Source organism: Polaribacter pacificus, assembly GCF_038024035.1.
Taxonomy (GTDB): Bacteria; Bacteroidota; Bacteroidia; order Flavobacteriales; family Flavobacteriaceae; genus Polaribacter; species Polaribacter pacificus.
Genome location: NZ_CP150664.1, coordinates 935,072 through 958,795 on the forward strand (window position 1 = coordinate 935,072; position 23,724 = coordinate 958,795).

General features: G+C 34.2%; 19 protein-coding genes and 3 tRNA genes. 8 read left to right on the forward strand and 14 right to left on the reverse strand.

All coding sequences use genetic code 11. The annotated features are described in order from the left end of the window. Nucleotides 1-26 precede the first annotated feature (26 nt). The gene (locus WHC90_RS04265) at nucleotides 27-1,340 is read left to right on the forward strand and encodes a dipeptidase (RefSeq protein WP_188597261.1); all 1,314 of its coding nucleotides are present in this window, start codon (nucleotides 27-29) and stop codon (nucleotides 1,338-1,340) included. Nucleotides 1,341-1,405: 65 nt separating this feature from the next. On the opposite strand, the gene WHC90_RS04270 is transcribed toward WHC90_RS04265, so the two are convergent. The 7 genes from WHC90_RS04270 to WHC90_RS04300 form a co-directional block, all read right to left on the reverse strand. Continuing rightward, nucleotides 1,406-2,941, reverse strand: coding sequence for a helicase HerA-like domain-containing protein (locus tag WHC90_RS04270; RefSeq protein ID WP_188597262.1), 1,536 nt, complete (start codon nucleotides 2,939-2,941; stop codon nucleotides 1,406-1,408). A gap of 74 nt (nucleotides 2,942-3,015) precedes the next feature. Beyond that, nucleotides 3,016-3,450: a hypothetical protein gene (locus WHC90_RS04275; protein WP_188597263.1), complete on the reverse strand. Its 435-nt coding sequence runs from the start codon at nucleotides 3,448-3,450 to the stop codon at nucleotides 3,016-3,018. Nucleotides 3,451-3,453: 3 nt separating this feature from the next. Further along, nucleotides 3,454-3,780, reverse strand: a complete 327-nt coding sequence (locus tag WHC90_RS04280; protein WP_188597264.1) for a YegP family protein — start codon at nucleotides 3,778-3,780, stop codon at nucleotides 3,454-3,456. A 134-nt stretch (nucleotides 3,781-3,914) separates the two neighbouring features. After that, nucleotides 3,915-4,202, reverse strand: a complete 288-nt coding sequence (locus WHC90_RS04285) for a hypothetical protein (RefSeq protein WP_188597265.1) — start codon at nucleotides 4,200-4,202, stop codon at nucleotides 3,915-3,917. Nucleotides 4,203-4,204: 2 nt separating this feature from the next. Next, on the reverse strand, nucleotides 4,205-5,173 hold the full coding sequence (locus tag WHC90_RS04290; RefSeq protein ID WP_188597266.1) for a deoxyhypusine synthase family protein: 969 nt from the start codon (nucleotides 5,171-5,173) through the stop codon (nucleotides 4,205-4,207). A gap of 143 nt (nucleotides 5,174-5,316) precedes the next feature. Beyond that, entirely contained in the window at nucleotides 5,317-6,258 is a 942-nt protein-coding gene (gene speB / locus WHC90_RS04295; RefSeq protein ID WP_188597267.1) for an agmatinase, read from the reverse strand. Between the two features lie 60 nt (nucleotides 6,259-6,318). After that, on the reverse strand, nucleotides 6,319-7,722 hold the full coding sequence (locus WHC90_RS04300; RefSeq protein WP_188597268.1) for an arginine decarboxylase: 1,404 nt from the start codon (nucleotides 7,720-7,722) through the stop codon (nucleotides 6,319-6,321). A gap of 572 nt (nucleotides 7,723-8,294) precedes the next feature. On the opposite strand from WHC90_RS04300, the gene WHC90_RS04305 reads away from it, so the two are divergent. From WHC90_RS04305 to WHC90_RS04315, 3 genes are all read left to right on the forward strand, one after another. After that, nucleotides 8,295-8,690: a hypothetical protein gene (locus WHC90_RS04305; protein WP_188597269.1), complete on the forward strand. Its 396-nt coding sequence runs from the start codon at nucleotides 8,295-8,297 to the stop codon at nucleotides 8,688-8,690. A gap of 79 nt (nucleotides 8,691-8,769) precedes the next feature. Next, complete coding sequence (locus WHC90_RS04310; RefSeq protein ID WP_340820319.1) at nucleotides 8,770-9,216, forward strand: hypothetical protein; 447 nt, start codon at nucleotides 8,770-8,772, stop codon at nucleotides 9,214-9,216. Between the two features lie 99 nt (nucleotides 9,217-9,315). After that, a complete protein-coding gene (locus tag WHC90_RS04315) occupies nucleotides 9,316-9,621 on the forward strand; it encodes a hypothetical protein (RefSeq protein ID WP_188597271.1) in 306 nt (101 codons plus the stop codon). A gap of 328 nt (nucleotides 9,622-9,949) precedes the next feature. On the opposite strand, the gene WHC90_RS04320 is transcribed toward WHC90_RS04315, so the two are convergent. The 4 genes from WHC90_RS04320 to WHC90_RS04335 all read right to left on the reverse strand — a co-directional run bounded on the left by WHC90_RS04320 (nucleotide 9,950) and on the right by WHC90_RS04335 (nucleotide 12,613). Beyond that, a tRNA-Arg gene (locus WHC90_RS04320) sits at nucleotides 9,950-10,023 on the reverse strand. Nucleotides 10,024-10,213: 190 nt separating this feature from the next. Further along, nucleotides 10,214-10,288, reverse strand: a tRNA-Pro gene (locus WHC90_RS04325). A gap of 75 nt (nucleotides 10,289-10,363) precedes the next feature. Next, a tRNA-Ser gene (locus WHC90_RS04330) sits at nucleotides 10,364-10,447 on the reverse strand. Nucleotides 10,448-10,549: 102 nt separating this feature from the next. Continuing rightward, on the reverse strand, nucleotides 10,550-12,613 hold the full coding sequence (locus WHC90_RS04335) for an HD family phosphohydrolase (protein ID WP_188597272.1): 2,064 nt from the start codon (nucleotides 12,611-12,613) through the stop codon (nucleotides 10,550-10,552). A 165-nt stretch (nucleotides 12,614-12,778) separates the two neighbouring features. Here WHC90_RS04335 and WHC90_RS04340 point away from each other — a divergent pair, with 165 nt between their 5' ends. Together WHC90_RS04340 and WHC90_RS04345 are read left to right on the forward strand one after the other, a co-directional pair. Beyond that, on the forward strand, nucleotides 12,779-13,954 hold the full coding sequence (locus WHC90_RS04340) for an acetyl-CoA C-acyltransferase (protein WP_188597273.1): 1,176 nt from the start codon (nucleotides 12,779-12,781) through the stop codon (nucleotides 13,952-13,954). Between the two features lie 44 nt (nucleotides 13,955-13,998). After that, nucleotides 13,999-14,769: a C40 family peptidase gene (locus WHC90_RS04345; protein WP_188597274.1), complete on the forward strand. Its 771-nt coding sequence runs from the start codon at nucleotides 13,999-14,001 to the stop codon at nucleotides 14,767-14,769. Nucleotides 14,770-14,820: 51 nt separating this feature from the next. Here WHC90_RS04345 and WHC90_RS04350 read toward each other — a convergent pair whose 3' ends face one another. Both WHC90_RS04350 and gyrA read right to left on the reverse strand, forming a co-directional pair. Beyond that, nucleotides 14,821-16,062, reverse strand: coding sequence for a tetratricopeptide repeat protein (locus WHC90_RS04350; protein WP_188597275.1), 1,242 nt, complete (start codon nucleotides 16,060-16,062; stop codon nucleotides 14,821-14,823). Nucleotides 16,063-16,100: 38 nt separating this feature from the next. Beyond that, nucleotides 16,101-18,608, reverse strand: a complete 2,508-nt coding sequence (gyrA, locus tag WHC90_RS04355) for a DNA gyrase subunit A (protein ID WP_188597276.1) — start codon at nucleotides 18,606-18,608, stop codon at nucleotides 16,101-16,103. A gap of 260 nt (nucleotides 18,609-18,868) precedes the next feature. Here gyrA and WHC90_RS04360 point away from each other — a divergent pair, with 260 nt between their 5' ends. Together WHC90_RS04360 and WHC90_RS04365 are read left to right on the forward strand one after the other, a co-directional pair. After that, a complete protein-coding gene (locus WHC90_RS04360; RefSeq protein WP_188597277.1) occupies nucleotides 18,869-21,424 on the forward strand; it encodes an ATP-dependent Clp protease ATP-binding subunit in 2,556 nt (851 codons plus the stop codon). 110 nt (nucleotides 21,425-21,534) lie between these two features. Continuing rightward, the gene (locus WHC90_RS04365; RefSeq protein ID WP_188597278.1) at nucleotides 21,535-22,587 is read left to right on the forward strand and encodes a TlpA family protein disulfide reductase; all 1,053 of its coding nucleotides are present in this window, start codon (nucleotides 21,535-21,537) and stop codon (nucleotides 22,585-22,587) included. A 70-nt stretch (nucleotides 22,588-22,657) separates the two neighbouring features. On the opposite strand, the gene WHC90_RS04370 is transcribed toward WHC90_RS04365, so the two are convergent. After that, nucleotides 22,658-23,611, reverse strand: a complete 954-nt coding sequence (locus WHC90_RS04370) for an acetyl-CoA carboxylase carboxyltransferase subunit alpha (protein ID WP_188597279.1) — start codon at nucleotides 23,609-23,611, stop codon at nucleotides 22,658-22,660. Between the last annotated feature and the right edge of the window lie 113 nt (nucleotides 23,612-23,724).

The following is a 23,724-nucleotide window of genomic DNA, read 5'->3' on the forward strand; positions in this document are numbered from 1 at the left end:
CAATCACTAACTAATTACACAACAACATGAAAACCATTCGATTATTAGCGGCAGCTCTTATCTTATTTACAGCCTGTAAACCAGAAGAAAAGAAAGCGACTTCGGAGCTTAGTCCAGAAATGCTAGCAAAAGCGAAAGCCATTCACCAAAGAGTAATGACTTTAGATACACACAACGATATCAATGTTAGAAACTTTACAGAAGAGGTAAACTATACCCAAGAATTAGACAATCAAGTAAACTTACCTAAAATGAAAAAAGGTGGTTTGGATGTTTCTTGGTTTATCGTCTATACAGGTCAAGGTGATTTAACTCCAGAAGGCTATGACAAAGCATATAAAAATGCAATGGATAAGTTTAATGCGATTCACCGTTTAACAGAAGAGATTGCTCCTAATGACATTGAATTAGCCCTTAGCTCTGCAGATGCAAAACGCATCTATGCTTCTGGAAAAAAAGTAGCCATGATTGGAATAGAAAATGGATACCCTGTTGGAACTGATATCAATAGAGTAAAAGAATTTTATGACTTGGGTGCTCGTTATATGTCACTTTCTCACAATGGACATAGTCAACTTTGTGATTCAAACACTGGTGAAGCAGATGACACTTGGTTGCACAATGGTGTAAGCGACTTAGGTAAAGAAGTACTTAAAGAAATGAACAAATGGGGAATCATGATCGATGTATCTCACCCATCTAAACAAGCCATGAAAGACATGATTGAATTGTCTAAAGCTCCTATCATTGCTTCTCACTCTTCTGCTAGAGCTCTATGTGATCACAGTAGAAACTTAGATGATGAGCAGTTAGAATGGTTAAAGAAAAACGGGGGTGTTGTACAAACCGTTGCTTTTAACTCTTATGTAAACACAGAGAAAAACAACGCTTATAATAAAGTGGTTCAAGAGTTTATGGCTGACTTTGCTAAAGAGCAAGGTTTTACAATTATGTCAAGAGCTGAGGCTAGAAAATTACCTCAAGAAGAGCAACAATCGTATTATGAGAAATACATGAAGATTAGAACTCAGGCTCAAGCAAAAATGGCTGAAAACCCTGACAAGTTTGACCCTGTAAATGTTGCTGACTTTGTAGATCATATTGATTATATGGTTAAGAAGATCGGTATTGACCATGTTGGAATCAGTTCTGATTTTGATGGTGGTGGTGGTGTAGAAGGATGGAATGATGCTTCTGAAACCTTAAATGTTACTATAGAATTGGTAAAGAGAGGCTATACTGAAGCTGAAATTGAAAAACTTTGGAGTGGAAACTTATTAAGAGTTTTAGATGAAGTAGAGGCAATCGCTAAAAAAATACAAAATGGTGAAGCGGTCTAAACGCTTTTTACAACTAAAAAACCGTATCAATTGATACGGTTTTTTTTATGAAAAGATTTAAAAACTTAGCGCTTTTTTACACCCAGAATCCCTAATAAACCTCGGGTTACCTCTCTAAGAATGGTTCTACCTAATTGCCTAACCATGGTGTTTTTAGACAAACTCTCAAGAGTAGAATCTTCTTCTTTGGTTCTAGTTCGTTTGCTCTTTTTCTGTACCTCTCTTAATTTTTCTTGATTTTCTTCTCGCTGAGCGATTTCTATCTTCTCTGATAGCATTTCATAGGCACTTTCTCTGTTGATGGTCTCATTATAGACACGAACCAAATCAGAATTGCTTACCAGCGTTTTAATTTCTTTGGCGGTTAATACATCCATTCTAGATACTGGCGCTCTTAATAAGGTGTGTGCCAAAGGAGTTGGTCTCCCTTTTTCATCTAAGGCTGTAACCAGGGCTTCTCCTATTCCCATAGAGGTAAGGACCACATCAGTTTTATAAAACTCCGAAATAGGATAATTCTCAGCAGTTTTTCTAATATTTCTTCTATCCTTGGCAGTAAATGCACGCAAAGCATGCTGTACTTTTAATCCCAATTGACTTAAAATTTCTTCGGGAACATCTGTAGGGTTTTGTGTCACAAAAAACAAACCAACTCCTTTTGATCGAATAAGTTTTACCATGGTTTCTATTTGATCTAACAATACACGCGAGGCATGATCAAAAATTAAATGAGCTTCATCAATAAAAATTGCCAATTTAGGGACATCAGCATCGCCCTCTTCTGGTAAATCGTGATAGACTTCAGAGAGTAGACTTAACATAAATGTTGAAAACAACTTAGGCTTGTCTTGAATATCATTTAAACGAATAATAGAAGCAACACCTCGACCCTCTTTTTTACGAAGCAGGTCTTTAATCTCAAAAGACTTTTCTCCAAAAAACAAATCTGCTCGCTGCTGTTCCAATTCTATAACATTGCGCAATATTTTGTTTACAGAAGCACTAGAAACACTCCCGTATTCTTTCTTAATCTCTTCTTTACCCTCACCGATTAAATACTGAAGTATCTTTTTTAAATCTTCCAAATCTAAAAGTGGCAACTTATGATCGTCACAATATTTAAAGAGCAGTGATACGATACCAGATTGGGTATCATTTAGCATCAAAATTTTAGAGAGTAAAACAGGACCAAATTCAGAGACTGTAGCACGCAATCGAACGCCATCACCATTTGAAATGGTCATCAACTCTACAGGGATTGCTGTGGGCTCATAAGCCAAACCAATGGTATTGTGCCTCCAAGTTATGTGATCATTTAAACTACCTGGCATTGCCAATCCACTTAAATCACCTTTAATATCCATCATTAATGAAGGAATCCCTTTTAAAGACAATTGTTCTACAATAAGCTGAAGGGTCTTTGTTTTTCCTGTACCGGTAGCACCTGCAATTAAACCGTGCCTATTGAGTGTTTTTAATGGGATTTTAACATGAGCGCCAGTGATACCTTCACCTTCTAGCATTGCTGTCCCTAATGTGATGAAATCTTTTTTAAAAGTGTAGCCTGATTGAATATGCTCACTAAAACTTAACTTTGACATAATTATATCACTCTTTTTAATAAAAAAAGGAGAAATGAATTCTCCTTATAAACATTACAATAAAAATGGCTTGTTTAAAACAAGCCTTTTAAAAATCCTTTTGCTTTATCCTCAATCATATCAGAAATTCCATCAGATCCTAAAATTGACGTTAGGTTTGATGAATCTCCACCAATTTTACTTGATAAAAGATTGGTAATCACTGGTAAGATTATTGTTGCTATAGATGAAGATTTTGATGAATCAAAACCTTTAGAAGTTAGACTAGAAATAAGATTTGAACCCAAGGTCCCTAATAAATTACTAGCTCCTGATGTATTGGTTTTGTCTGAAAACAAATTTACCAAAGTATCCATGCCATTGTTTTTTGCCTCATTGGTTATGGTGGTTTCCATAGCCTCTTTAGACCCTTGCATAGTCTTATCTACCTCTGCTTCACTTAGTCCTAATTTACTCATTAGGGTATTTCCTACTTCTCCTTTTAGAGAATCTAATATAGAATCAAACATCTATTAAACTTCTTCTACTTTAGCATCTGGTGCATTCTTTTTTACAGAAGCAACCCCATTTTCCATAGCAGCATTGTTTGAATACATTTCACTGTTTCCAATCACTTGACCATTAGATGATTTTAAATTGAAATACGGACTTCCGTCTTTTGCTGTACAACGCTCAAACATTGCATCATTCTGTGAGTTTTTTCTAACAGAATCAATACCGTTTTCACATCCTGCTTTTGATGAGTAACCTTGACTCGCTAAAATAACTTGTCCATTTCCCGCTTTTAAGTTAAATCTAAACTTACCTGCTTTGTCTGTTTTAATTTCAAATTTTCCCATTTTTTTTACTTTATATTATTACTGTACATTAATCCTATCAATATAATAAAAAAAAATGTCAAATGAATAAATTTTTTTTTTAAACATATTGACACTCTTTATTTTGCTTATTGACTGAATTTCAACAACTTTAATTAAAAATCTTCATCTCCTTCTTCTATATCGTCATTCAAATCAAAATCATCAGAATCAAATGAATCTTCATCTTCTGCATAATCTTCCATGGTTTGTTCTAATCTAGAACTAATTTTTACCAGATAAATGGTGTCTTCAGTTTTAACCTCAACAGCTTTAATTGTTTCTCCTTTTGCATTTTTAAAAGAAATTACATCACCATAATCATAACCATCGGGGTACTTTTCAACTAACATATCTAAAATATCAGTTGTGAGCTTAGAATAATCTACAATAACGCGTTTCATAATTACATGTTTAAAAGGTAAGCAAAGATTAATGGAGCAACAATTGTTGCATCGCTTTCTATGATAAACTTAGGGGTGTCTATATCTAATTTACCCCAAGTGATTTTCTCATTAGGTACAGCACCTGAGTACGACCCATAACTAGTTGTTGAATCAGAAATTTGACAGAAATAGCTCCAAAAAGGAGTTTCTGGTCTTTCCATATCTTGGTATAACATCGGCACCACACAGATAGGGAAATCTCCAGCGATTCCTCCACCAATCTGGAAGAAACCTATTCCATTTTGTGAATTATCGGTATACCAATCTGCTAAAAAGGTCATATACTCGATACCCGATTTCATGGTACTGGCTTTTAACTCTCCTTTTAAAACATAACTAGCAAAGATGTTCCCCATAGTACTATCTTCCCAACCTGGGCAAATAATAGGAAGGTTTTTTTCTGCTGCAGCGTACATCCAAGAATCTTTTAAATCAATCTCATAATACTCTTCTAACACACCAGAAAGCAACAACTTATACATATACTCATGTGGCAAATAGCGTTCTCCATTTGCTTCGGCATCTTTCCATATTTTAACAATATGTTGTTGAATTCTTCTAAAAGCTTCTTCTTCTGGAATACAGGTATCTGTAACACGATTTAGCCCTTTCTCTAACAAATCCCATTCATCTTGAGGAGTTAGATCACGGTAATTAGGCACACGTTTATAATGTGAATGCGCCACTAAATTCATGATGTCTTCTTCTAAATTTGCTCCTGTACAAGAAACAATTTGAACCTTGTCTTGACGAATCATTTCTGCAAATATCTTTCCTAATTCTGCGGTGCTCATCGCCCCAGCTAAAGATACTAGCATTTTTGATCCTTTATTTAATTGGGCTTCATAGCCTTTTGCCGCATCTACAAGACTCGCGGCGTTGAAATGCAAAAAATATTTCTCAATAAATTCGGTAATTGGTTTACTCATTTTATGATTTATTTTGATGCAATATCTCTAAACAAAACTGTGTTTTATGAAAAGAATACATGCGCTCATTTTTATTTTTAATTAATTTTTTAGTTTATTTTATTTACTAATTAACTGACAGAAAGATAATTAATATAGTTTAATTAATAATCGTCGTCATCGTTTTTAAATTTAGACAACTTGCTAAATGGGCTCTCATCAATCAATTCATCTACATCATAGGTATCATCATTTGATGAAAATTTATAGCTCAACATTTTGTAATACAACTTGGCCGCTAAAAAATCAGATGCTTTTTCAGTAGGATTAGGACACAGTTCTACGATGTCAAAACCAACTACATTCTTAGCCTCAAATACCTTCTTTAAAAACTCCAGGGTTTCATAATAAAACAGACCTCCTGGTTCAGGAGTTCCTGTTGATGGCAAAATCGATGGATCTAATGCATCCAAATCAAATGTAATAAAGACGTTTTTAGTTAGCTGATCAATTACATCATCCATCCAATATTCATTTACAGCCATTTCATGTGCAAAAAATGTTTTGTCTGGATTCATGATTGTTTTTTCTGTAACATCCATGCTTCGTATCCCAACTTGTACCAAATTGGTATTTTGGCTAGCTTCATAAACTGCACAAGCGTGATTGCAAGCAGAGCCTTCATAAGATTTTCTCAAATCAGCATGCGCATCAATATGCAATACGGTCAAATCATTAAAACATTCATTAAACGCTCTAATAGTCCCAATAGAAATGGAATGTTCACCTCCAAATACAGTCACAAACTTGTTTTTGTTGATGTATTTCTTAGTTGCTTGATGTACCGCATCAACCATAGCTTCAGGCGATGAGCTCTCAGTAATTGCATCTGCTAAAAACACACCCTCTTTGTATACTTCAGAATCGGTTTCTATATCATACAACTCCATGTTCTCAGAAGCGTCTAAAAAGGCTTCTGGCCCTTTGTCTGCTCCTTTTTGCCAGGTACTAGTCCCATCATATGGAACCGGAATTAACACAATCTTAGACTGCTCAATTTTTGAAAAATTTTCAGGAATTCCCGCGTACGTTTTACTAGTTTTCATTTTTTTTAATTTGTTGGTAATTTGCTTTTGCTGTTTTAATATTTGTAAAAATTCTCGTTCCTAAGAGCTCTTGTCATATCCTAAAATAGACAATAATTCTTGACTCTTTTGTTGTTCTTTAAACACTTTTGTTATGGTATTACCCTCTTCATCCCTATCTATTAAGATATGTTTTGGATGCGGAATCAAACAGTGTTGAAGCCCTCCAAATCCACCGATACTTTCTTGATAAGCACCTGTATTAAAGAATCCAATATACAAAGGATTTTCTTTTTCATATACAGGCAAATAGATGGCATTAATATGCTGTTCAGAATTGTAATAATCATCACTATCACAAGTTAGACCTCCTAATAAGACACGTTCATACCTGTGGTTCCACTTGTTAATAGGCAGCATAATAAATCGCTTATTAATGGCCCAAGAATCTGGCAGAGTGGTAATAAAAGAAGAGTTGATCATGTTCCATTTTTCACGATCGTTCTGTTTCTTTTGATAGAGCACTTCATAAATAGCACCGCTGGCTTCTCCAACAGTAAAGCTACCAAACTCAGTAAATATATGTGGGACAGCTACATTTGCACTTTTACACGCCTCATTAATTTGATTGATAATTTCATCAATCATATATTGATAATCATAATCAAAAGCCAAGGAGTTTTTGATAGGAAAACCACCTCCAATGTTTAAACTATCCAAAGTTGGACAGGCCTTTTTTAATTTGATATATACGCTAATACACTTGAGCAACTCATTCCAATAATAGGCATTGTCTCTAATCCCTGTATTGATAAAAAAGTGCAGCATCTTAAGCTCAACCTTCGGATTGTTTGCTATTTCTCTTTCGTAAAAAGAAACAATGTTTTTATACCCAATCCCTAAACGACTGGTGTAAAACTCAAACTTTGGTTCCTCCTCAGATGCAATTCGGATACCTACTTTAAATTTTTTCTTAGTCTGTTCTTGAATAAGTGGTAGCTCTTCATAGTTGTCTATGATTGGCACACAGTTCTTGTGTCCAGAGTTGATGAGTGCTCCGATATTTTTTATGTATTGATCTCTTTTAAAACCATTACAAATAATAAAGGTTTCATCTTTAATTTTTCCCTCTGCCTTTAAATTGGCAACGATGTCTAAATCAAAAGCAGATGAAGTCTCTATATGAATATCATTTGTTAAAGCCTCATTAAGCACATACTTAAAATGAGAGCTTTTGGTACAGTAGCTATAATAATAACGTCCTTTATAATCGTGATCTTTGATTGATTTTTTAAACCATCCCTTAGCTTTGTTAATGTTCTCAGTAATTTTTGGCAAATAGGTAAACTTTAAAGGGGTACCGTATTCTTCTACCAAAGACATTAAATCTATGCCGTGAAATTGGAGGTTATTGTTTTCTGTTTTAAACTCTTCTTGTGGAAAATCAAAAGTTTGCTCTATTAAATCTTTATATTTAGTGTTCATTTATTTTTTTAAAAAATTATACAATAATCCTATCTGAGGTACATTCTTTGAATGTCCTGATAGTAGATAACCTAAAAAAAATATTGAATCACTGTCTTATATTCAGATACACAACATGTAGTTTATTAAACTGCTGTCTATCTGTAAGCGTAGAAGAAGGGATAAACTTAATTTTTTCGATGCATTTCCAAAATGCAGAACAATCACTTTTCCCTTTAAAATAACTGTTCACGAAATAAGAAAAACACAACATTTTACTTACTAAAAAGTTTTCAAATGTAATTTATTTTTTGATATAAAAAATAAAAATTAAAAAAAATATCAAAAACACAAAAAAGCCTCATTATAACCAATATAACTTTACTGAGTTCTCATGGCTATATATGTTCCTAGATTTTTTTTTATAAATTAACACGATACTTCCAATACTTTTAAGCCCCATATGGCTGGATGTTAATACCTCAATAACAATAAATTATCAACTACTGTTTTTATAAAATCAGCACACTAGTTTAAAAAAAATACTGAAAGACTGTAATGAATTAAATAATAATCTCTAATTTTAAATCACTTTGAAAAAAATAATTCTACTTTTTGGGCTCCTTTTAATTTCTTGTAAAACACAGAAGCCATCAATTACAAAAAATAATATTGATGTGTTCCATTTAAACAAAGAGCTTCCTAAAATTGAAATAAAAGATGATGATTTTGACATCACTGTAAGTAATCAGATAGTGACATCCATAATAACCAGATCCAATCTTTATAAAACTAAACAAGGTTTTCGTGTTGGATCTAACATGTCAGATATTGAAAAGAAAAGTAAAACGATAAGAAACGAATTAAAAATAGCTAAGGGATCGATTACTATTGGACATTTGGGGCAGATGATAATTTTTAACGGGGTCGCTTTTATTGACGAAAACAACAATAATCTTGTTGATTATATTTGGATTAAAAAAGAATAGACACCAAGTATGTTAACTTTATACATTTAAATAGCACATCCTTTAGACTTTTAGTAGACAACTATGCAGAAAGTGAAGAATGCAATTAATTATGAAGAATAAATATTGGTTTAGTTTAATACTCTTTTTTATAATTGGTTTACTTCTTATTTACAAGGACTCAATTTATATTACAGAAAAGGTATATATTATATTCAAAAAAAATGATGTTTTTTATAAGAATGAAAACAACAAAGACATCTACTATTATGTAAAAGAAGGGAGGGTTTTAGAACTAGCTCGTCTTAAAAGTAAAAATACGGTAGCAAAAAAACTTCAAAAAATAAAGAATTTAAACATTATTACAATTGATAGTCTTTCTAAAATTGTACCTTTTTCTGAATATGACACCTATAATTGGGACAAAAATAAACTAGATCGATTAAAAAAAATTAGAATGTTTATCATTGAGGTTGATTCTCTGAACAACAAGGTAAAGATTCAAGAAGTTTATCAACCTTTTTCAGAAAGTGATGAACCTTTATAAAACGTTAAAACGCAGGAGTAAATGATGAAATTTCTGAACAAAAGGAATAATTTCATAATGACAATAATTTCAATACTAATTATTTCTATAATTGTTTTTTTGAAATATTTTAAAAAAGAAAATGTTTACATTTTATATAATACCAGCATTGCTGATTGTAAATACAAAATTGGATATCAAATAACAGACTTCCCTATTTGCAACAAAAAAGGTAATTTATATTTTTTTAAAAAAATTAGTGAGCAGCCGATTGTATTTAAAGAACGTTTAAATAACTTAAACTTGAAATCTAAAGATGAATTTTTCAAATACACTAACCCAACAAAAATCAATATCTTCCTAGTTATTAAGAGAGGAGAGAAATACGAGATTATCCCTGTCAAAATACTTCAGGTTTTAGGATGATTAATAATATGGATATGGTTAAAATAACCAATCATATCCATTCTTTTAACCTTTATTAAGCTTACTAAGCTCCTCACTCACCTTCTTCTGTACTACTTTCCATAATGAGACTGCGTTACATTCATATTAGAATGCCCAAGCAATCCAGAAACAATTTCTAATTATAGTATTAAATATTTATAATCATTCCGTTTTAGCATCTAAAAAAGGCATATCTTGATTGTAAAAATAATAGAATGAAATATTATTGAAGATGTAATAACCTAGCTAAACCCTTATAAAACTTATAAAAACAAAAAAGCCTCACTATTGCTAGTGAAGCTTTATGTGAGCCCTGAAGGATTCGAACCTTCGACCGCCTCCTTAGAAGGGAGGTGCTCTATCCAGCTGAGCTAAGAGCCCTAACTCATGATATACTCTCGGTGGAAGTTTTCTGCAAAAACTCCACAATTTATTTGTCGGGGTGGCAGGATTAACGTTGTTGATCCTGAAGAGGGGTTGCTGCAAATTAAAGTAAGACTTTAATTTAAAATAAAACTCCTCCGTTTTCTTAAGAAAGCAAGCTTTCTACGAAAATTCCACACTTTTATTGTCGGGGTGGCAGGATTCGAACCTGCGACCTCCTCGTCCCAAACGAGGCGCGATGACCGGGCTACGCTACACCCCGAAAAAACAGTTTTCACTGTTAATCGATTGCCCTTTCAGTTTTATACCGAAGTACAAATACTGTTTGCAAATTTTGCGGAGAGACAGGGACTCGAACCCTGGCGACAGTTACCCGTCGACAGATTAGCAATCTGCTCCATTACCACTCTGGCACCTCTCCTTTAATAACACCGAGGTATTAATTAAAAATTGCGAGTGCAAATGTAATATTACAAATACAATTTCACAACCTTTTTTTTGTATTTTTTTCAAAAATTTGAACCTAATCTGGATATTCAATTCGCAGATGGTATATATTCATTAACTTCTTTTTAATGACTTTTTTAATTTTCTCAATTTCTCTAAATGTGATATCAGAATTAATGAATTGATTATCAGATTTTTGTTTCTCAACAATTTTATCAATCAATCTTTCTATAGACTGAGCTGTTGGATTTTTTAAGCTTTTTGACGCTGCTTCAGCGGCATCACAAATCATTAGTATAGCGGTTTCTTTTGAAAACGGAATCGGCCCTGGATATTGGAACTTTGATGGATTTATCTCTTCATCTGGGTTTAAATCCTGCTCCTTCTTGTAAAAATAATAGACCAAGCTCGTTCCGTGATGCGTTCTTATAAAATCAATAATTCGATCAGGCAAACGGTGCTCTTTTGCCAATTCGATTCCTTTAATCACATGTGAGATAATAATAAAAGCACTGTCTTTGGGCGATAAATCATTATGAGGATTTACTCCGGTGCTTTGATTTTCTATAAAATACATCGGATTGAGCATTTTACCAATATCATGATACAAGGCTCCAGTTCTAACCAACATAGAGTTGGCACCTATTTCATTGGCTGCTGCTTCTGCTAAATTAGCCACCTGCATAGAATGCTGAAAGGTACCTGGCGCCTTTTCATTTAGCTCTCTTAGCAGTTTTGTATTGGTGTTTGACAACTCTAGTAAAGTTACATCAGAAACCAGTCCAAAAATCTTTTCATACATATAGATAAAGAACAACGATAAGAAAGACAAAAGTCCATTGGCAGAAAACAACATAAAATAGCCCCAATTTATCTGAGATGCATTTCCTTCTTTTATAATCGAAAAAGAAAAATACGTAATCATATAAATTAAGGTAATCTGCGCAATCGAAATAAACAAATTGGCTCTTTTATACAGCTCTGATACGGTTAAAATAGTTACGATTCCTGCAATGATATGCAGATAAATAAACTCAAAACTATTAGGCACTATAAAGCCCAATAGTAAAACCGTTAGCACATGTGTAAACAAGCCTAATCTGGCATCAAAAAAAGTTTTTAAAACAATTGGAAGTATACTCAAAGGAACCACATACAAATAATCCACATTGTATTTAATGACCAGCGTCTGAATCAAGATCATCAAGAAAACATTAAAAAAGATAAAAGTTACCTTGTTATTGTTTATAAAAATTTCTGGTCGATACTTATGCAAAAACAACAAAAGCATTAACAAAGCTAAAGACACTAAGATGGTATAGCCAAAAATTATCCAATTGTAATTTGATTCTGTCCAAACTTTAGATTCGGATTCTAATTTTAACGATTGTAAGACCGCTAATTTTTTTCCCTCTACGATATCACCTTTTAAGATGATTAACTCACCAGCGGTTATTAAACCCTTTGTGTAGGAGATATTATTCAGAGATTCATCAAGTGATTTCTGAGTAAAATTAGCATCAAAGAAAACATTGGGCTTTAAAACTTCGGATAAAATATTTAGCAACACATTTTGACCGTGATTATAAGGCGTCTCACCAATATTATCAGTAATTAACTGAAACACATCTCTAGACACCAAAAACCGACCAAAATTAACACCTTCTACTTGGCTCCCGGTAATCAGGTAAACCATGTCATTAGATTTTAAATTTTTATGTTGCGTATTTTCTGAGAGATAGCCATTTTTATAGACCAAATCCACCACATAATTCCCTACAGAAACCAAACCCATCAACTCTGACTTAGGGATAGAATCTGTAGATTGAACCGAATTAATTTTTGCTGTAAAATCTTGCTTTACTTGAGTTACCTTATTAACATCATAGATAAAATACTGCTTGCTATTGCCAATTAGATCTTGCTTTTCTGCAGCCAGCTCTTCTTCTGTTTTTTGAATTGAAAAATCAAAAGTGGCATACAAATTATCATACTGCCATGGCTTTCCTTTGCTAAAGGTATATTTAAACTGCCCCCCTTTTGGAAATAAGTAAACAATCGCAACAACAGCGACTAAAAACAATAAGATTTTATATACTATCGCGTTGTTTTTGTATATTTTATTAATCAGTTGGCTCATAAGATGATTTGAATACAAAATTACTTTAAATTATTAAAGAGCTCAAAAAATCGCTTACTATTTTCTAAGGGAGTAAGAATTGATGCTTTAGAAATTTTATTGCTCACAATAATTTGGTTATTTTCGCATGATCAAATCTAATATACAAAATAATATATCTATCATATGAAAGAAGTCGTTATTGTATCAGTTGCAAGAACACCTATAGGGAGTTTTATGGGGAGTTTATCTACAATTCCAGCACCAAAATTAGGTGCAATCGCCATTAAAGGTGCTTTAGAAAAAATTCAATTAGACCCTGCTCTTGTTCAAGAAGTTTTTATGGGTAATGTTGTTTCTGCTGGCTTAGGTCAAGCACCAGCTAGACAGGCTGCAATTTTTGCAGGAATCCCAAACACGGTGCCTTGTACTACTGTAAACAAAGTATGTTCTTCTGGTATGAAATCTATTATGTTAGCTGCACAAACGATTGCCTTGGGTGATGCAGAGATCGTTGTTGCGGGAGGAATGGAAAATATGAGTATGATTCCACATTACCAACATGCTAGAAAAGGTTCTAAATTTGGGCCTATCAGCATGGAAGATGGTATACAAAAAGACGGATTGGTAGACGCCTATGAGCAAGTAGCTATGGGAGTTTGCGCAGATGAGTGTGCAACTACTTATGAGTTTTCTAGAGAAGATCAAGATGCTTTTGCAATTCAATCATACGAGCGATCAGCTCAAGCCTGGAAAGAAGGAAAATACAGTGATGAAATAGTCCCTGTAGAGATTCCTCAAAGACGTGGGGAACCAGTTATTTTTTCTGAAGATGAAGAATACAAAAATGTTTTTATAAACAAAATTCCTAATTTGCGCCCTGCCTTTACTAAAGAAGGAACTGTTACTGCTGCAAATGCATCTACCATTAATGATGGAGGAGCTGCATTGGTTTTAATGTCTGCAGAAAAAGCGAAAGAATTAAACCTTACTCCACTTGCTAAAATTAAAGGTTATGCCGATGCTGCACACGAACCAAAATGGTTTACGACTGCACCAGCTAAAGCATTACCAAAAGCATTGGCTAAGGCAAATATCAATTTAAGTGAAGTTGATTTCTTTGAGCTAAACGAAGCTTTTGCTGTTGTTGGACTTGCTAATATGAAAATTTTAGATTTAGACCCTAGCAAAGTAAATGTAAACGGTGGTGCTGTCTCTTTAGGACATCCTCTTGGAGTTTCTGGAGCTAGAATCATTATTGCTTTAACTTCTATCTTAAAACAAAACAATGCCAAAATTGGTGCAGCTGCTATCTGTAATGGTGGTGGTGGTGCTAGTGCCATGGTCATAGAAAAATGCTAATTTTTAGCAATACGATTAATTGATAATTTGTAATTCAATAATTCATGCGCTACGGCATTTGTAATCTCAGTATTGTTTCATTGCGACTAGAGCCAGCGCACCAATCAGAAATGCTTTCTCAAGTATTGTTTGGTGAGCACTTTAAAGTTTTGGAGCAACGAAAAGATTGGAGTAAAGTAAGGCTCTTTTCTGATGGTTATGAAGGCTTTATAGACAACAAACAGTATGTAGAAATTACAGAAGAACTCTATACCAAATTAACAAGTGAAACCCCCTGTGTAACTGGAGAGTTGATTGATTTTATCTGTGGAGAAAACAACCAATTGATTACCATACCCATCGGGAGTCAACTACCTCTATTTGATGGCAGTCATTGTTATATTCAATCAGATGCATATAGTTATGATGGATTGAGCTACAACAGCCCTTTACCTAAAGATGAATTGATACAAAAATCATTTCAATTTTTAAACAGCCCGTATCTTTGGGGAGGTAAAACTCCTTTTGGAATGGACTGTTCTGGTTTTACGCAACTGGTTTACAAACTTTGTGGCTACAATTTATTAAGAGAAGCAAAACAACAAGCAACTCAAGGTGAAGTTCTTAGTTTTATAGAAGAAAGTGAGCCTGGTGATTTGGCTTTTTTTGACAATCAAGAAGGCGTAATTACCCATGTTGGAATCATCATGAAAGACAATTATATCATTCATGCCTACGGAAAAGTTAGAATCGATCGCTTAGATCACAGTGGCATTTACAATGCAGATATCAAGCGACATACGCACAAATTAAGAGTCATTAAGAAAATTATATAAACAAAAAAAAACCGAAACTTACGTTTCGGTTTTTTTTGTTCTAGTTTAAAACTATTGCATTTTCTTATACAATTCTGCATACTCTTTTGCCTTAGCTTCGTTCTCTAAAATTTGATAAATATTTAAAAGTGTTTTAACCGTTTCATTGGTTCTTTTTAAAGCATCTCCTTTTTCTAAATAAGGTAAAGCTTCTTTATAAACTGCTTTTTGTTGCTTTTCTAATTCATCATACTTTTTAAAATCACTTAAGCTTTTATTCATTTCTTCTACAATCGCTTTATCTTTTGCCAAAATTGCAATCGATAAGTTTAAATAAGCGTCAGAATAATTAGGATCAATTTCGATTGCTTTTTTGTAATACTTTTTAGCTTCTTCGATTTGACCTTGTCCAAAAGTAACTACTCCTAAATTGTAAAACAACATCGCATTGTTTGGGTCTTTTACAACTGCTTCTTTCATCAAAGTTGCAAACTCATCCATCTTATTTAATTTGATGTAAAAATCTGCTTCTGTTAGCAACAAACTTAAATCTTCTGGATTCATAGCTCTAGCTTCTTTAATAGTCGCTACAGCTTCTTCGTATTTCCCTTGTTCTGACAAGATATTTGCAATACTCTTAATGATTCCTGCAGCCTTAGACTCACTGTTTTTGTCAACAGGGTTGATATATGCTCCTGTTCTTACCATCAAATCTCTTTGTTGTTTAGAACCTAAATCTTCTAATTCATTAGTTTCTTTACTAGTCGCCATGTATTGCGTAGTAATCCCAGTATACCCTAATTTTCTAAGCGAATTATAGTGCTTTAAAGAAGCCTCATGATCTTTAGCAATACTAGCACTTACTGCTGCATTAAACAAAAAAGCTGTATCCTTAGGACTTAAATTATACGTCAACTCAAAATTTTCAGTCGCTCCTTTATAATCTTTAGCATTGTATTGGTTAATTGCTTTTTCAGAAACAGTTTTGATCAAACCACTTAAAATAGGTTGTACTTTATCTGAATATCTTTTTTTACCTGATTTTTTTTCAAAATCTAACAATTCATTATAAGCATTCCCTGCAGTTTTTAAATCTTTTTTTCCTGCATAAGCATTCCCTTTTAAGAAATAAAATTTTGATTTTGTTTTTTCATCTGCGTTTGCTATTAAAGCTTCCGCTGATGAAATTGCAGCTACCGCCGCAGCAAAGTCATTTTTTTTAAGAGCTTTCTCAGCTGCTTTTAATTCGTTTTTTTGCGCAAAAGAGGCAACTGATGCCAAGCCAATGGTTAGCGCTAATATTTGTTTTTTCATGGTTTTCTTAATTTTAATAGTCTAATAATCTTCTTAATTTATTCTTGGGTCTCCGTTGAAGTACTTTCAACATCCGTGCCATTTTCATTTTGTTCATCTTCAGATTCATCTTCGTGCTGTACTTTTGCCACAGCAGCAATACTATCTGAATCTTTAATATTGATTAGTCGAACACCTTGCGTAGCTCTACCCATCACTCTTAAATCAGAAACCGCCATTCTAATAGTGATTCCAGACTTATTGATAATCATCAAATCGTCTTCATCAGTTACATTTTTAATAGCAACTAAACCTCCGGTTTTCTCTGTAATATTTAAGGTCTTAACACCTTTTCCACCTCTATTGGTTATTCTGTAATCCTCTAAATTAGAACGCTTACCATAGCCCTTTTCTGAAACAACTAAAATATTACTTTCTGCATCATCTACAGCAATCATTCCAACAACCTCATCTTGGTCATTTTGTAAGGTAATCCCCCTAACCCCAGAAGCTGTTCTTCCCATAGGTCTGGTTTTTTCTTCTTCAAAACGAATGGTTTTCCCAGATTTTAAGGCAAGCATTACTTGACTATCTCCAGAAGTTAATTTAGCTTCAAGCAACTCATCATCATCCTTAATAGTAATGGCATTAATTCCATTAGTTCTAGGACGTGAATACTGCTCTAAAGAAGTCTTTTTAACTTGGCCTTTTTTGGTTGCCATGATTACATAATGACTATTTACATAATCCTCATCTTTTAAATCTTGGGTAACTAAGAAGGCTTTAACCTTATCATCTTGCTCTATATTGATCAAGTTCTGAATAGCGCGACCTTTGGTGTTTTTACCACCTTCAGGTATTTCATACACACGCATCCAAAATACTTTTCCTTTTTGTGTAAAGAACAACATGTATTGGTGGTTTGTACCCACAAACAAGTGCTCTAAGAAATCTTCATTTCTTGTAGTAGCACCTTTTTGACCACGTCCTCCTCTATTTTGTACTTTGTATTCATCTAAATTGGTACGTTTTAAATACCCAGCATTAGAAATGGTAACCACTACTTGATGATCAGGAATCATATCTTCCATTCTCATATCGCCACCAGCATACTCAATAACTGATCTACGCTCATCACCGTATTTATCACGAACAACAATTAACTCATCAGTAATAATCTGATAACGTCTGTCTTCGTTTTCTAATATATCTTTTAAGTCTGCAATGGTTTTTACAATCTCATCAAACTCAGCTCTTAACTTGTCTTGCTCTAAGCCAGTTAACTGACGTAAACGCATTTCTACAATAGCCTTAGCTTGGATCTCAGAAAGTTCAAAACGAGCCATTAAGCTTTCTCTTGCTAAATCTGCATTTCCAGAAGCTCTAATAATTTTAATTACCTCATCAATATTATCAGAGGCAATGATCAATCCTTCTAAGATATGAGCTCTTGCTTCTGCTTTTGCCAATTCAAATTTTGTTCTTCTCACAACCACATCGTGTCTGTGCTCTACAAAATAATGAATTAGTTGTTTTAAATTCAATTGCTCTGGACGCCCATTAACCAATGCGATATTATTAACGCTAAATGAAGTTTGCAACTGAGTATATTTATACAATTTATTTAATACGACATTAGATACCGCATCTCTTTTTAATATATATACAATTCGCATTCCGTTTCTATCAGACTCATCGCGAATATTCGCAATCCCTTCAAGTTTTTTATCGTTGACCAACTCTGCAGTTTTCTTAATCATTTCTGCTTTGTTAACCTGATAAGGAATCTCAGTAACAATGATACACTCACGTCCTTTCACCTCTTCTATATTGGCTTTTGCACGCATTACTATACGTCCTCTACCTGTATGAAAAGCTTCTTTAACTCCTTCATAACCATAAATGGTTCCTCCGGTTGGAAAATCAGGGGCTTTTATATGCTCCATCAATTCATCAATCTCAATATCTCTATTATTGATATAAGCCAAGGTACCATTAATCACTTCTGTTAAGTTGTGAGGCGCCATGTTTGTAGCCATCCCAACAGCAATACCCGAAGCTCCGTTTACCAATAAGTTTGGAATACGAGTAGGCAATACAGTTGGCTCTTGTAAAGTATCGTCAAAGTTTAATCTATAGTCAACGGTTTCTTTCTCTATATCTGACAACATGTCCTCAGATATTTTTTGCATACGAACCTCAGTATAACGCATGGCTGCAGGGCTATCGCCATCTACAGAACCAAAGTTACCTTGTCCATCAACCATCATATAACGAACACTCCAGTTTTGAGCCATTCGAACCATTGAATCGTATACCGAAGTATCTCCATGTGGGTGATACTTTCCTAATACCTCTCCAACAATTCTTGCGGATTTCTTATAAGAACCTGTTGCTTTTATTCCCAATTCATGCATCCCAAAAAGTACTCTTCTGTGGACTGGTTTTAAGCCGTCTCTAACATCTGGCAATGCTCTCGAAACAATTACTGACATTGAATAATCAATGTAAGCAGATTTCATTTGTTCCTCAATATTAATTGGGATCAATTTTTCTCCGTCTGTCATATATGTTTTATATTAATATTTAATCGTTAACTTAAACGAGCAAGATACAATAAATCCCTTTTTTGTCAAAGAATTATCACTTTTTACTCGCTAGAGTTATCAACATTTTTTTGTATTTTTTAACAAGGCATATCTATTTGATTTTCAAGAGTTTCAAAGCGTTAAAAAAGCGTCATTTTGACAAATAAAACATTGTGGCATCTTTTTTGTAATTTTTTCATAAAATTTCTACTAAATTTACAGTAATAGACACAAAACATATGGACGATAATTTTTCACCAAAAGTAAGAGATGTAATCACATATAGCAAAGACGAAGCTTTGCGTTTAGGTCATGATTTTATCGGGACCGAACATTTGCTATTGGGGTTGATTCGAAAAGGAGAAGGAAAAGCAATCGAAATTTTAAACACCTTTGATATCGATTTAGAATTGGTGCGCAAGAAAATCGAAAAATTAAACCCTGCTTCTGCCAGTTTTCAAAATAGCGGAGACCTTAAAAAGAGTTTACACCTTACACGACAAGCTGAAAAAGCCTTAAAAACAACTTTTTTAGAAGCCAAATTATATCAAAGCGAATCAATAGACACAGCGCATTTATTGCTGTGCATTTTACGCAATGAAAATGATCCTACAACAAAATTGCTAAACAATTTATATGTTGATTACGATCAGGCCAAAGCACTATACAAACAATTACATACCGACGAGTCTCTAGACTTGCCAAGTTCTCCTATTGCAGAAACTCCATCAGATGATGAGTTTAGCACCGAGAAGAACAATCCTTTTGAACAACCAAAAGCAAGAACTGAGAAGAAATCAAAAACACCTGTTTTAGACAACTTCGGAAGAGACTTAACAGCCTTAGCAGAAGCGGGCAAGTTAGACCCTGTTGTTGGTCGTCAAAAAGAAATCGAGCGTGTTTCACAGATTCTAAGCAGACGTAAAAAAAACAACCCAATGTTAATTGGAGAACCTGGTGTTGGAAAATCTGCCATCGCAGAAGGCCTAGCCATTCAAATTATCAACAGAAAGGTATCTCGAATCTTATTTGACAAGCGTATTGTTTCTTTAGATTTGGCCAGCTTAGTTGCAGGAACCAAATACCGTGGTCAGTTTGAAGAACGCATGAAGGCCCTAATGAATGAGCTGGAAAAAAACGATGACATTATTTTGTTTATCGATGAGATCCACACCATTGTTGGAGCTGGAGGAGCTACAGGATCTTTAGATGCCTCAAACATGCTAAAACCAGCATTGGCAAGAGGAGAAATTCAATGTATTGGAGCTACCACTCTTGATGAGTTTAGAACCAATATAGAAAAAGACGGTGCACTAGAAAGACGCTTTCAAAAGGTGATTGTAGAACCGACAACTGTAGAAGAAACCATTCAGATTTTACACAATATCAAAGAAAAATACGAAGAGCACCATCATGTAGATTTTACAGACGATGCTATTGAAGCTTGTGTAAAATTAACCAATAGATATATGACAGACCGCTACTTACCAGACAAAGCGATTGACGCGATGGATGAAGCCGGCTCTAGAATTCATATCACAAATATAGTTGTCCCAAAACAAGTCCTAGCTTTAGAAGCAGAGCTTGAAAGCATTCGCAGCAAAAAATCACTGGCAGTAAACGGCCAAAAATATGAGGAAGCTGCAAAACTTAGAGACGATGAAAAAAACATAGAAGCTGCCTTAGACTCTGCACAAAAGCAATGGGAAGAAGATTCTAAACTCAACCGAGAGATAGTTACGGAAGACAATGTGGCCGAAGTGGTATCTATGATGACTGGGATTCCAGTGAATAGAGTTGCCGAAGCAGAAAGTAGCAGACTGAGTGAGCTTCCAAACTTGATTAAAGGAAAAGTTATCGGTCAAGACGAAGCAGTTACCAAAGTAGTTAAGGCTATTCAGAGAAACCGTGTTGGACTTAAAGATCCAAATAAGCCCATAGGGTCATTTATCTTTTTAGGACAAACTGGGGTTGGGAAAACTCAATTAGCGAAGGTCTTAGCCAGAGAGCTTTTTGATTCTGATGATTCACTTATTCGCGTAGACATGAGTGAGTACATGGAGAAATTTGCCATCTCAAGACTGATTGGTGCACCTCCGGGATATGTAGGCTATGAAGAAGGCGGACAGCTAACAGAAAAAGTTAGAAGAAAACCATACTCTGTAATTCTACTTGATGAAATAGAGAAAGCGCACCCTGATGTCTTTAATATGCTTTTACAAATTTTAGACGATGGATTTATTACTGACAGCTTAGGAAGACGTATTGATTTTAGAAACACTATTATCATTATGACATCTAATATTGGCGCAAGACAGCTAAAAGATTTTGGCGCAGGCGTTGGTTTTGGAACTGCTTCTAAAACAGCACAAGCTGATGAACACGCAAAGGGAATTATAGAATCTGCCCTTAAAAAATCATTTGCTCCTGAGTTTTTAAACAGAATTGATGACATCATCGTTTTCAATGCTTTAGAAAGAGCAGATATTCATCTAATTATCGATATCGAATTAAATAAATTATTAGATCGAATTTCTGATTTGGGTTACACCCTAAAACTAACAGAAAAGGCAAAAGATTATATTGCAGACAAAGGCTTTGATAAAAAATATGGCGCAAGACCTTTAAAAAGAGCGATTCAAAAATACATAGAAGATGCTCTGGCCGAAGAAATTGTAAGCTCTAAATTAGCAGAAGGAGACACCATACTTATGGACTTAGATTCCGCTAAAAATGAGTTGACCATTAAGATTAAAAAGCCCAAAAAGAAACCTGAACAAAAACAAGAAGAATAATTAAAAAGCCCAAATGTACATTTGGGCTTTTTTTAAAAAAATTAACGAAAGAACTCATACAGCAAATTGCTTGATTTAGTACCTTTGCTGTTAAATTTAGACAATCTATTATGAGAAAAATTTTAGGGCTTGCATTAGCACTACTTAGCTTGCAAGCATGTACAGAAGAGAACAAAGAATTCGCAAGTATTTCTGGTAAAATAGCAAATACAGATGCCAAAACAATTGTATTTACCAATGGTTTATACAACAAAGAAATAAGCCTGAATGCCGATGGAAGTTTTAGCGATACCATCCAATTAAAAAACCCTGATTATTTTAATATCGCACTCAACAACACCAATGTAGGTTTTGCCTATATAGCAAATGGTTTTGACCTTAGCTTAAGTGCAGACAACAATTCTTTTTTTGAAAGCTTACAATTTGAAGGAACAGGTTCAGAAAATTCTAACTTTTTGTTAGCTCAGAACAAGTATGGAAGTAGCATTGGAGATCCAAGAAATTTATTTGCACTTGACAAAGAAGTCTTTACTGAGAAACTAAAAGAAATCCGCAGTAATTTTGACAATATTCAAAAGCAGTTTAAAGGACTCGATACTGATTTTATTGCAGAGAACACAAAACAAAATACAGATTTCTTTAATTATTTAGAAAACAATTACGAGAGCCAACATGCAAAAGCTAAAGAAGCTGCAAAAGCCATGGAAGCGATCGCCAAAGGAAAACCATCTCCAAAATTTAAGAACTATATCAATTATAAAGGCGGAAAAACTTCTTTAGACCACTTAAAAGGAAGCTATGTTTACATAGACCTTTGGGCAACTTGGTGTAATCCTTGTATTGCAGAAATCCCTGCCTTAAAAAGTCTGGAAAAAGAATTCCACAATAAGAATATTAAATTTGTGAGTATCTCTATCGATGACAAAAGAACTGCTGGGAGTTGGGAAAATGCGCAAAACAAATGGAGAGCAATGGTTAAAGACAAAAGCTTATCAGGTATCCAATTGTTTGCCGATCAAGATTTAGACTTTTTACAAGCCTATCAAGTAAACGGCATTCCTCGATTTATTCTTATCGACCCTAAAGGAAACATCGTTGACGCAAACGCGCCAAGACCCTCTAATCCAAATTTAAAAAACATGTTTAAAAAGTTAGGTCTATAAACTTAAAACAAAAGCATAAAAAAAGCAGGAGAATAATTCTCCTGCTTTTTTTATGTTATATATCTAAGGACTACTCTTTAAAGACACCCATTTTAGAATACTTATCCATTCTTTTTGCGACTAAATCAGTGTGATTTAACTTCTTTAAGTCTTCATAAACTGCAACGATCGCTTTTTCTACTTCTTTAAAAGTAGTCTCTCTATCAGAGTGAGCACCTCCTAAAGGCTCTTGAATAATATCATCTACAATTTTAAGCTTTTTTCCGTCAATGGCTGTCAATTTTAAAGACTCTGCTGCCTGCTCTTTATGCGCCCAGCTTCTCCATAAAATAGAAGAACAGTTTTCTGGAGAAATTACAGAATACCAAGAATTCTCTAACATCAGCACACGGTCTCCAACACCTATCCCTAAAGCTCCACCAGAAGCTCCTTCACCAATAACTACAGCAATAATAGGAGTTTTTAATCGAGTCATTTCTAATATATTTCTCGCAATAGCCTCACCTTGTCCGCGCTCTTCAGCTTCTAAACCTGGATAAGCTCCCGGAGTATCAATAAGGGTAACCACAGGAATTCCAAACTTCTCAGCCATCTTCATCAAGCGCAAAGCTTTTCTGTATCCCTCTGGATTTGACATTCCAAAATTACGATACTGACGCGTTTTGGTATTGTATCCTTTTTGCTGACCGATAAACATATACGATTGATCACCAATCTTACCCAAACCACCAATCATGGCTTTGTCATCTTTAACCGTACGGTCTCCGTGAAACTCCATAAAAGTATCTCCAGCAATCGCTTTGATATAATCTAAGGTATAGGGTCTATTTGGGTGACGAGACAGTTGTACTCGTTGCCAAGCAGTCAAATTCTTATAAATTTCTTTTTTTGTTTTTTCTAGCTTCTTTTCTATTTTCTTACAAGTTGCCGTAACATCCACGTCACTTTCTTCTCCAATTATTTGGCACTTATCCAACTGGTCTTCAAGCTCTTTAATAGGCAGTTCAAAATCTAAATATTCCATGTTCTAGTTGCTTTGATTGTCTACAATCTTTTTAATATTGATTGAGGTTTTCTACTTACAAACTTACTATAAAATTTGTTTGTGAGTACAAAAACTAGTTATTTTTTTATTGG

Coding starts and splice junctions, on each gene's coding strand:
- WHC90_RS04265 (WP_188597261.1), top strand. CDS start 27: ATGAAAACCATTCGATTATTAGCGGCAGCTCTTATCTTATTTACAGCC.
- WHC90_RS04270 (WP_188597262.1), bottom strand. CDS start 2,941: ATGTCAAAGTTAAGTTTTAGTGAGCATATTCAATCAGGCTACACTTTT.
- WHC90_RS04275 (WP_188597263.1), bottom strand. CDS start 3,450: ATGTTTGATTCTATATTAGATTCTCTAAAAGGAGAAGTAGGAAATACC.
- WHC90_RS04280 (WP_188597264.1), bottom strand. CDS start 3,780: ATGGGAAAATTTGAAATTAAAACAGACAAAGCAGGTAAGTTTAGATTT.
- WHC90_RS04285 (WP_188597265.1), bottom strand. CDS start 4,202: ATGAAACGCGTTATTGTAGATTATTCTAAGCTCACAACTGATATTTTA.
- WHC90_RS04290 (WP_188597266.1), bottom strand. CDS start 5,173: ATGAGTAAACCAATTACCGAATTTATTGAGAAATATTTTTTGCATTTC.
- speB (WP_188597267.1), bottom strand. CDS start 6,258: ATGAAAACTAGTAAAACGTACGCGGGAATTCCTGAAAATTTTTCAAAA.
- WHC90_RS04300 (WP_188597268.1), bottom strand. CDS start 7,722: ATGAACACTAAATATAAAGATTTAATAGAGCAAACTTTTGATTTTCCA.
- WHC90_RS04310 (WP_340820319.1), top strand. CDS start 8,770: ATGCAATTAATTATGAAGAATAAATATTGGTTTAGTTTAATACTCTTT.
- WHC90_RS04335 (WP_188597272.1), bottom strand. CDS start 12,613: ATGAGCCAACTGATTAATAAAATATACAAAAACAACGCGATAGTATAT.
- WHC90_RS04340 (WP_188597273.1), top strand. CDS start 12,779: ATGAAAGAAGTCGTTATTGTATCAGTTGCAAGAACACCTATAGGGAGT.
- WHC90_RS04345 (WP_188597274.1), top strand. CDS start 13,999: ATGCGCTACGGCATTTGTAATCTCAGTATTGTTTCATTGCGACTAGAG.
- WHC90_RS04350 (WP_188597275.1), bottom strand. CDS start 16,062: ATGAAAAAACAAATATTAGCGCTAACCATTGGCTTGGCATCAGTTGCC.
- gyrA (WP_188597276.1), bottom strand. CDS start 18,608: ATGACAGACGGAGAAAAATTGATCCCAATTAATATTGAGGAACAAATG.
- WHC90_RS04360 (WP_188597277.1), top strand. CDS start 18,869: ATGGACGATAATTTTTCACCAAAAGTAAGAGATGTAATCACATATAGC.
- WHC90_RS04365 (WP_188597278.1), top strand. CDS start 21,535: ATGAGAAAAATTTTAGGGCTTGCATTAGCACTACTTAGCTTGCAAGCA.
- WHC90_RS04370 (WP_188597279.1), bottom strand. CDS start 23,611: ATGGAATATTTAGATTTTGAACTGCCTATTAAAGAGCTTGAAGACCAG.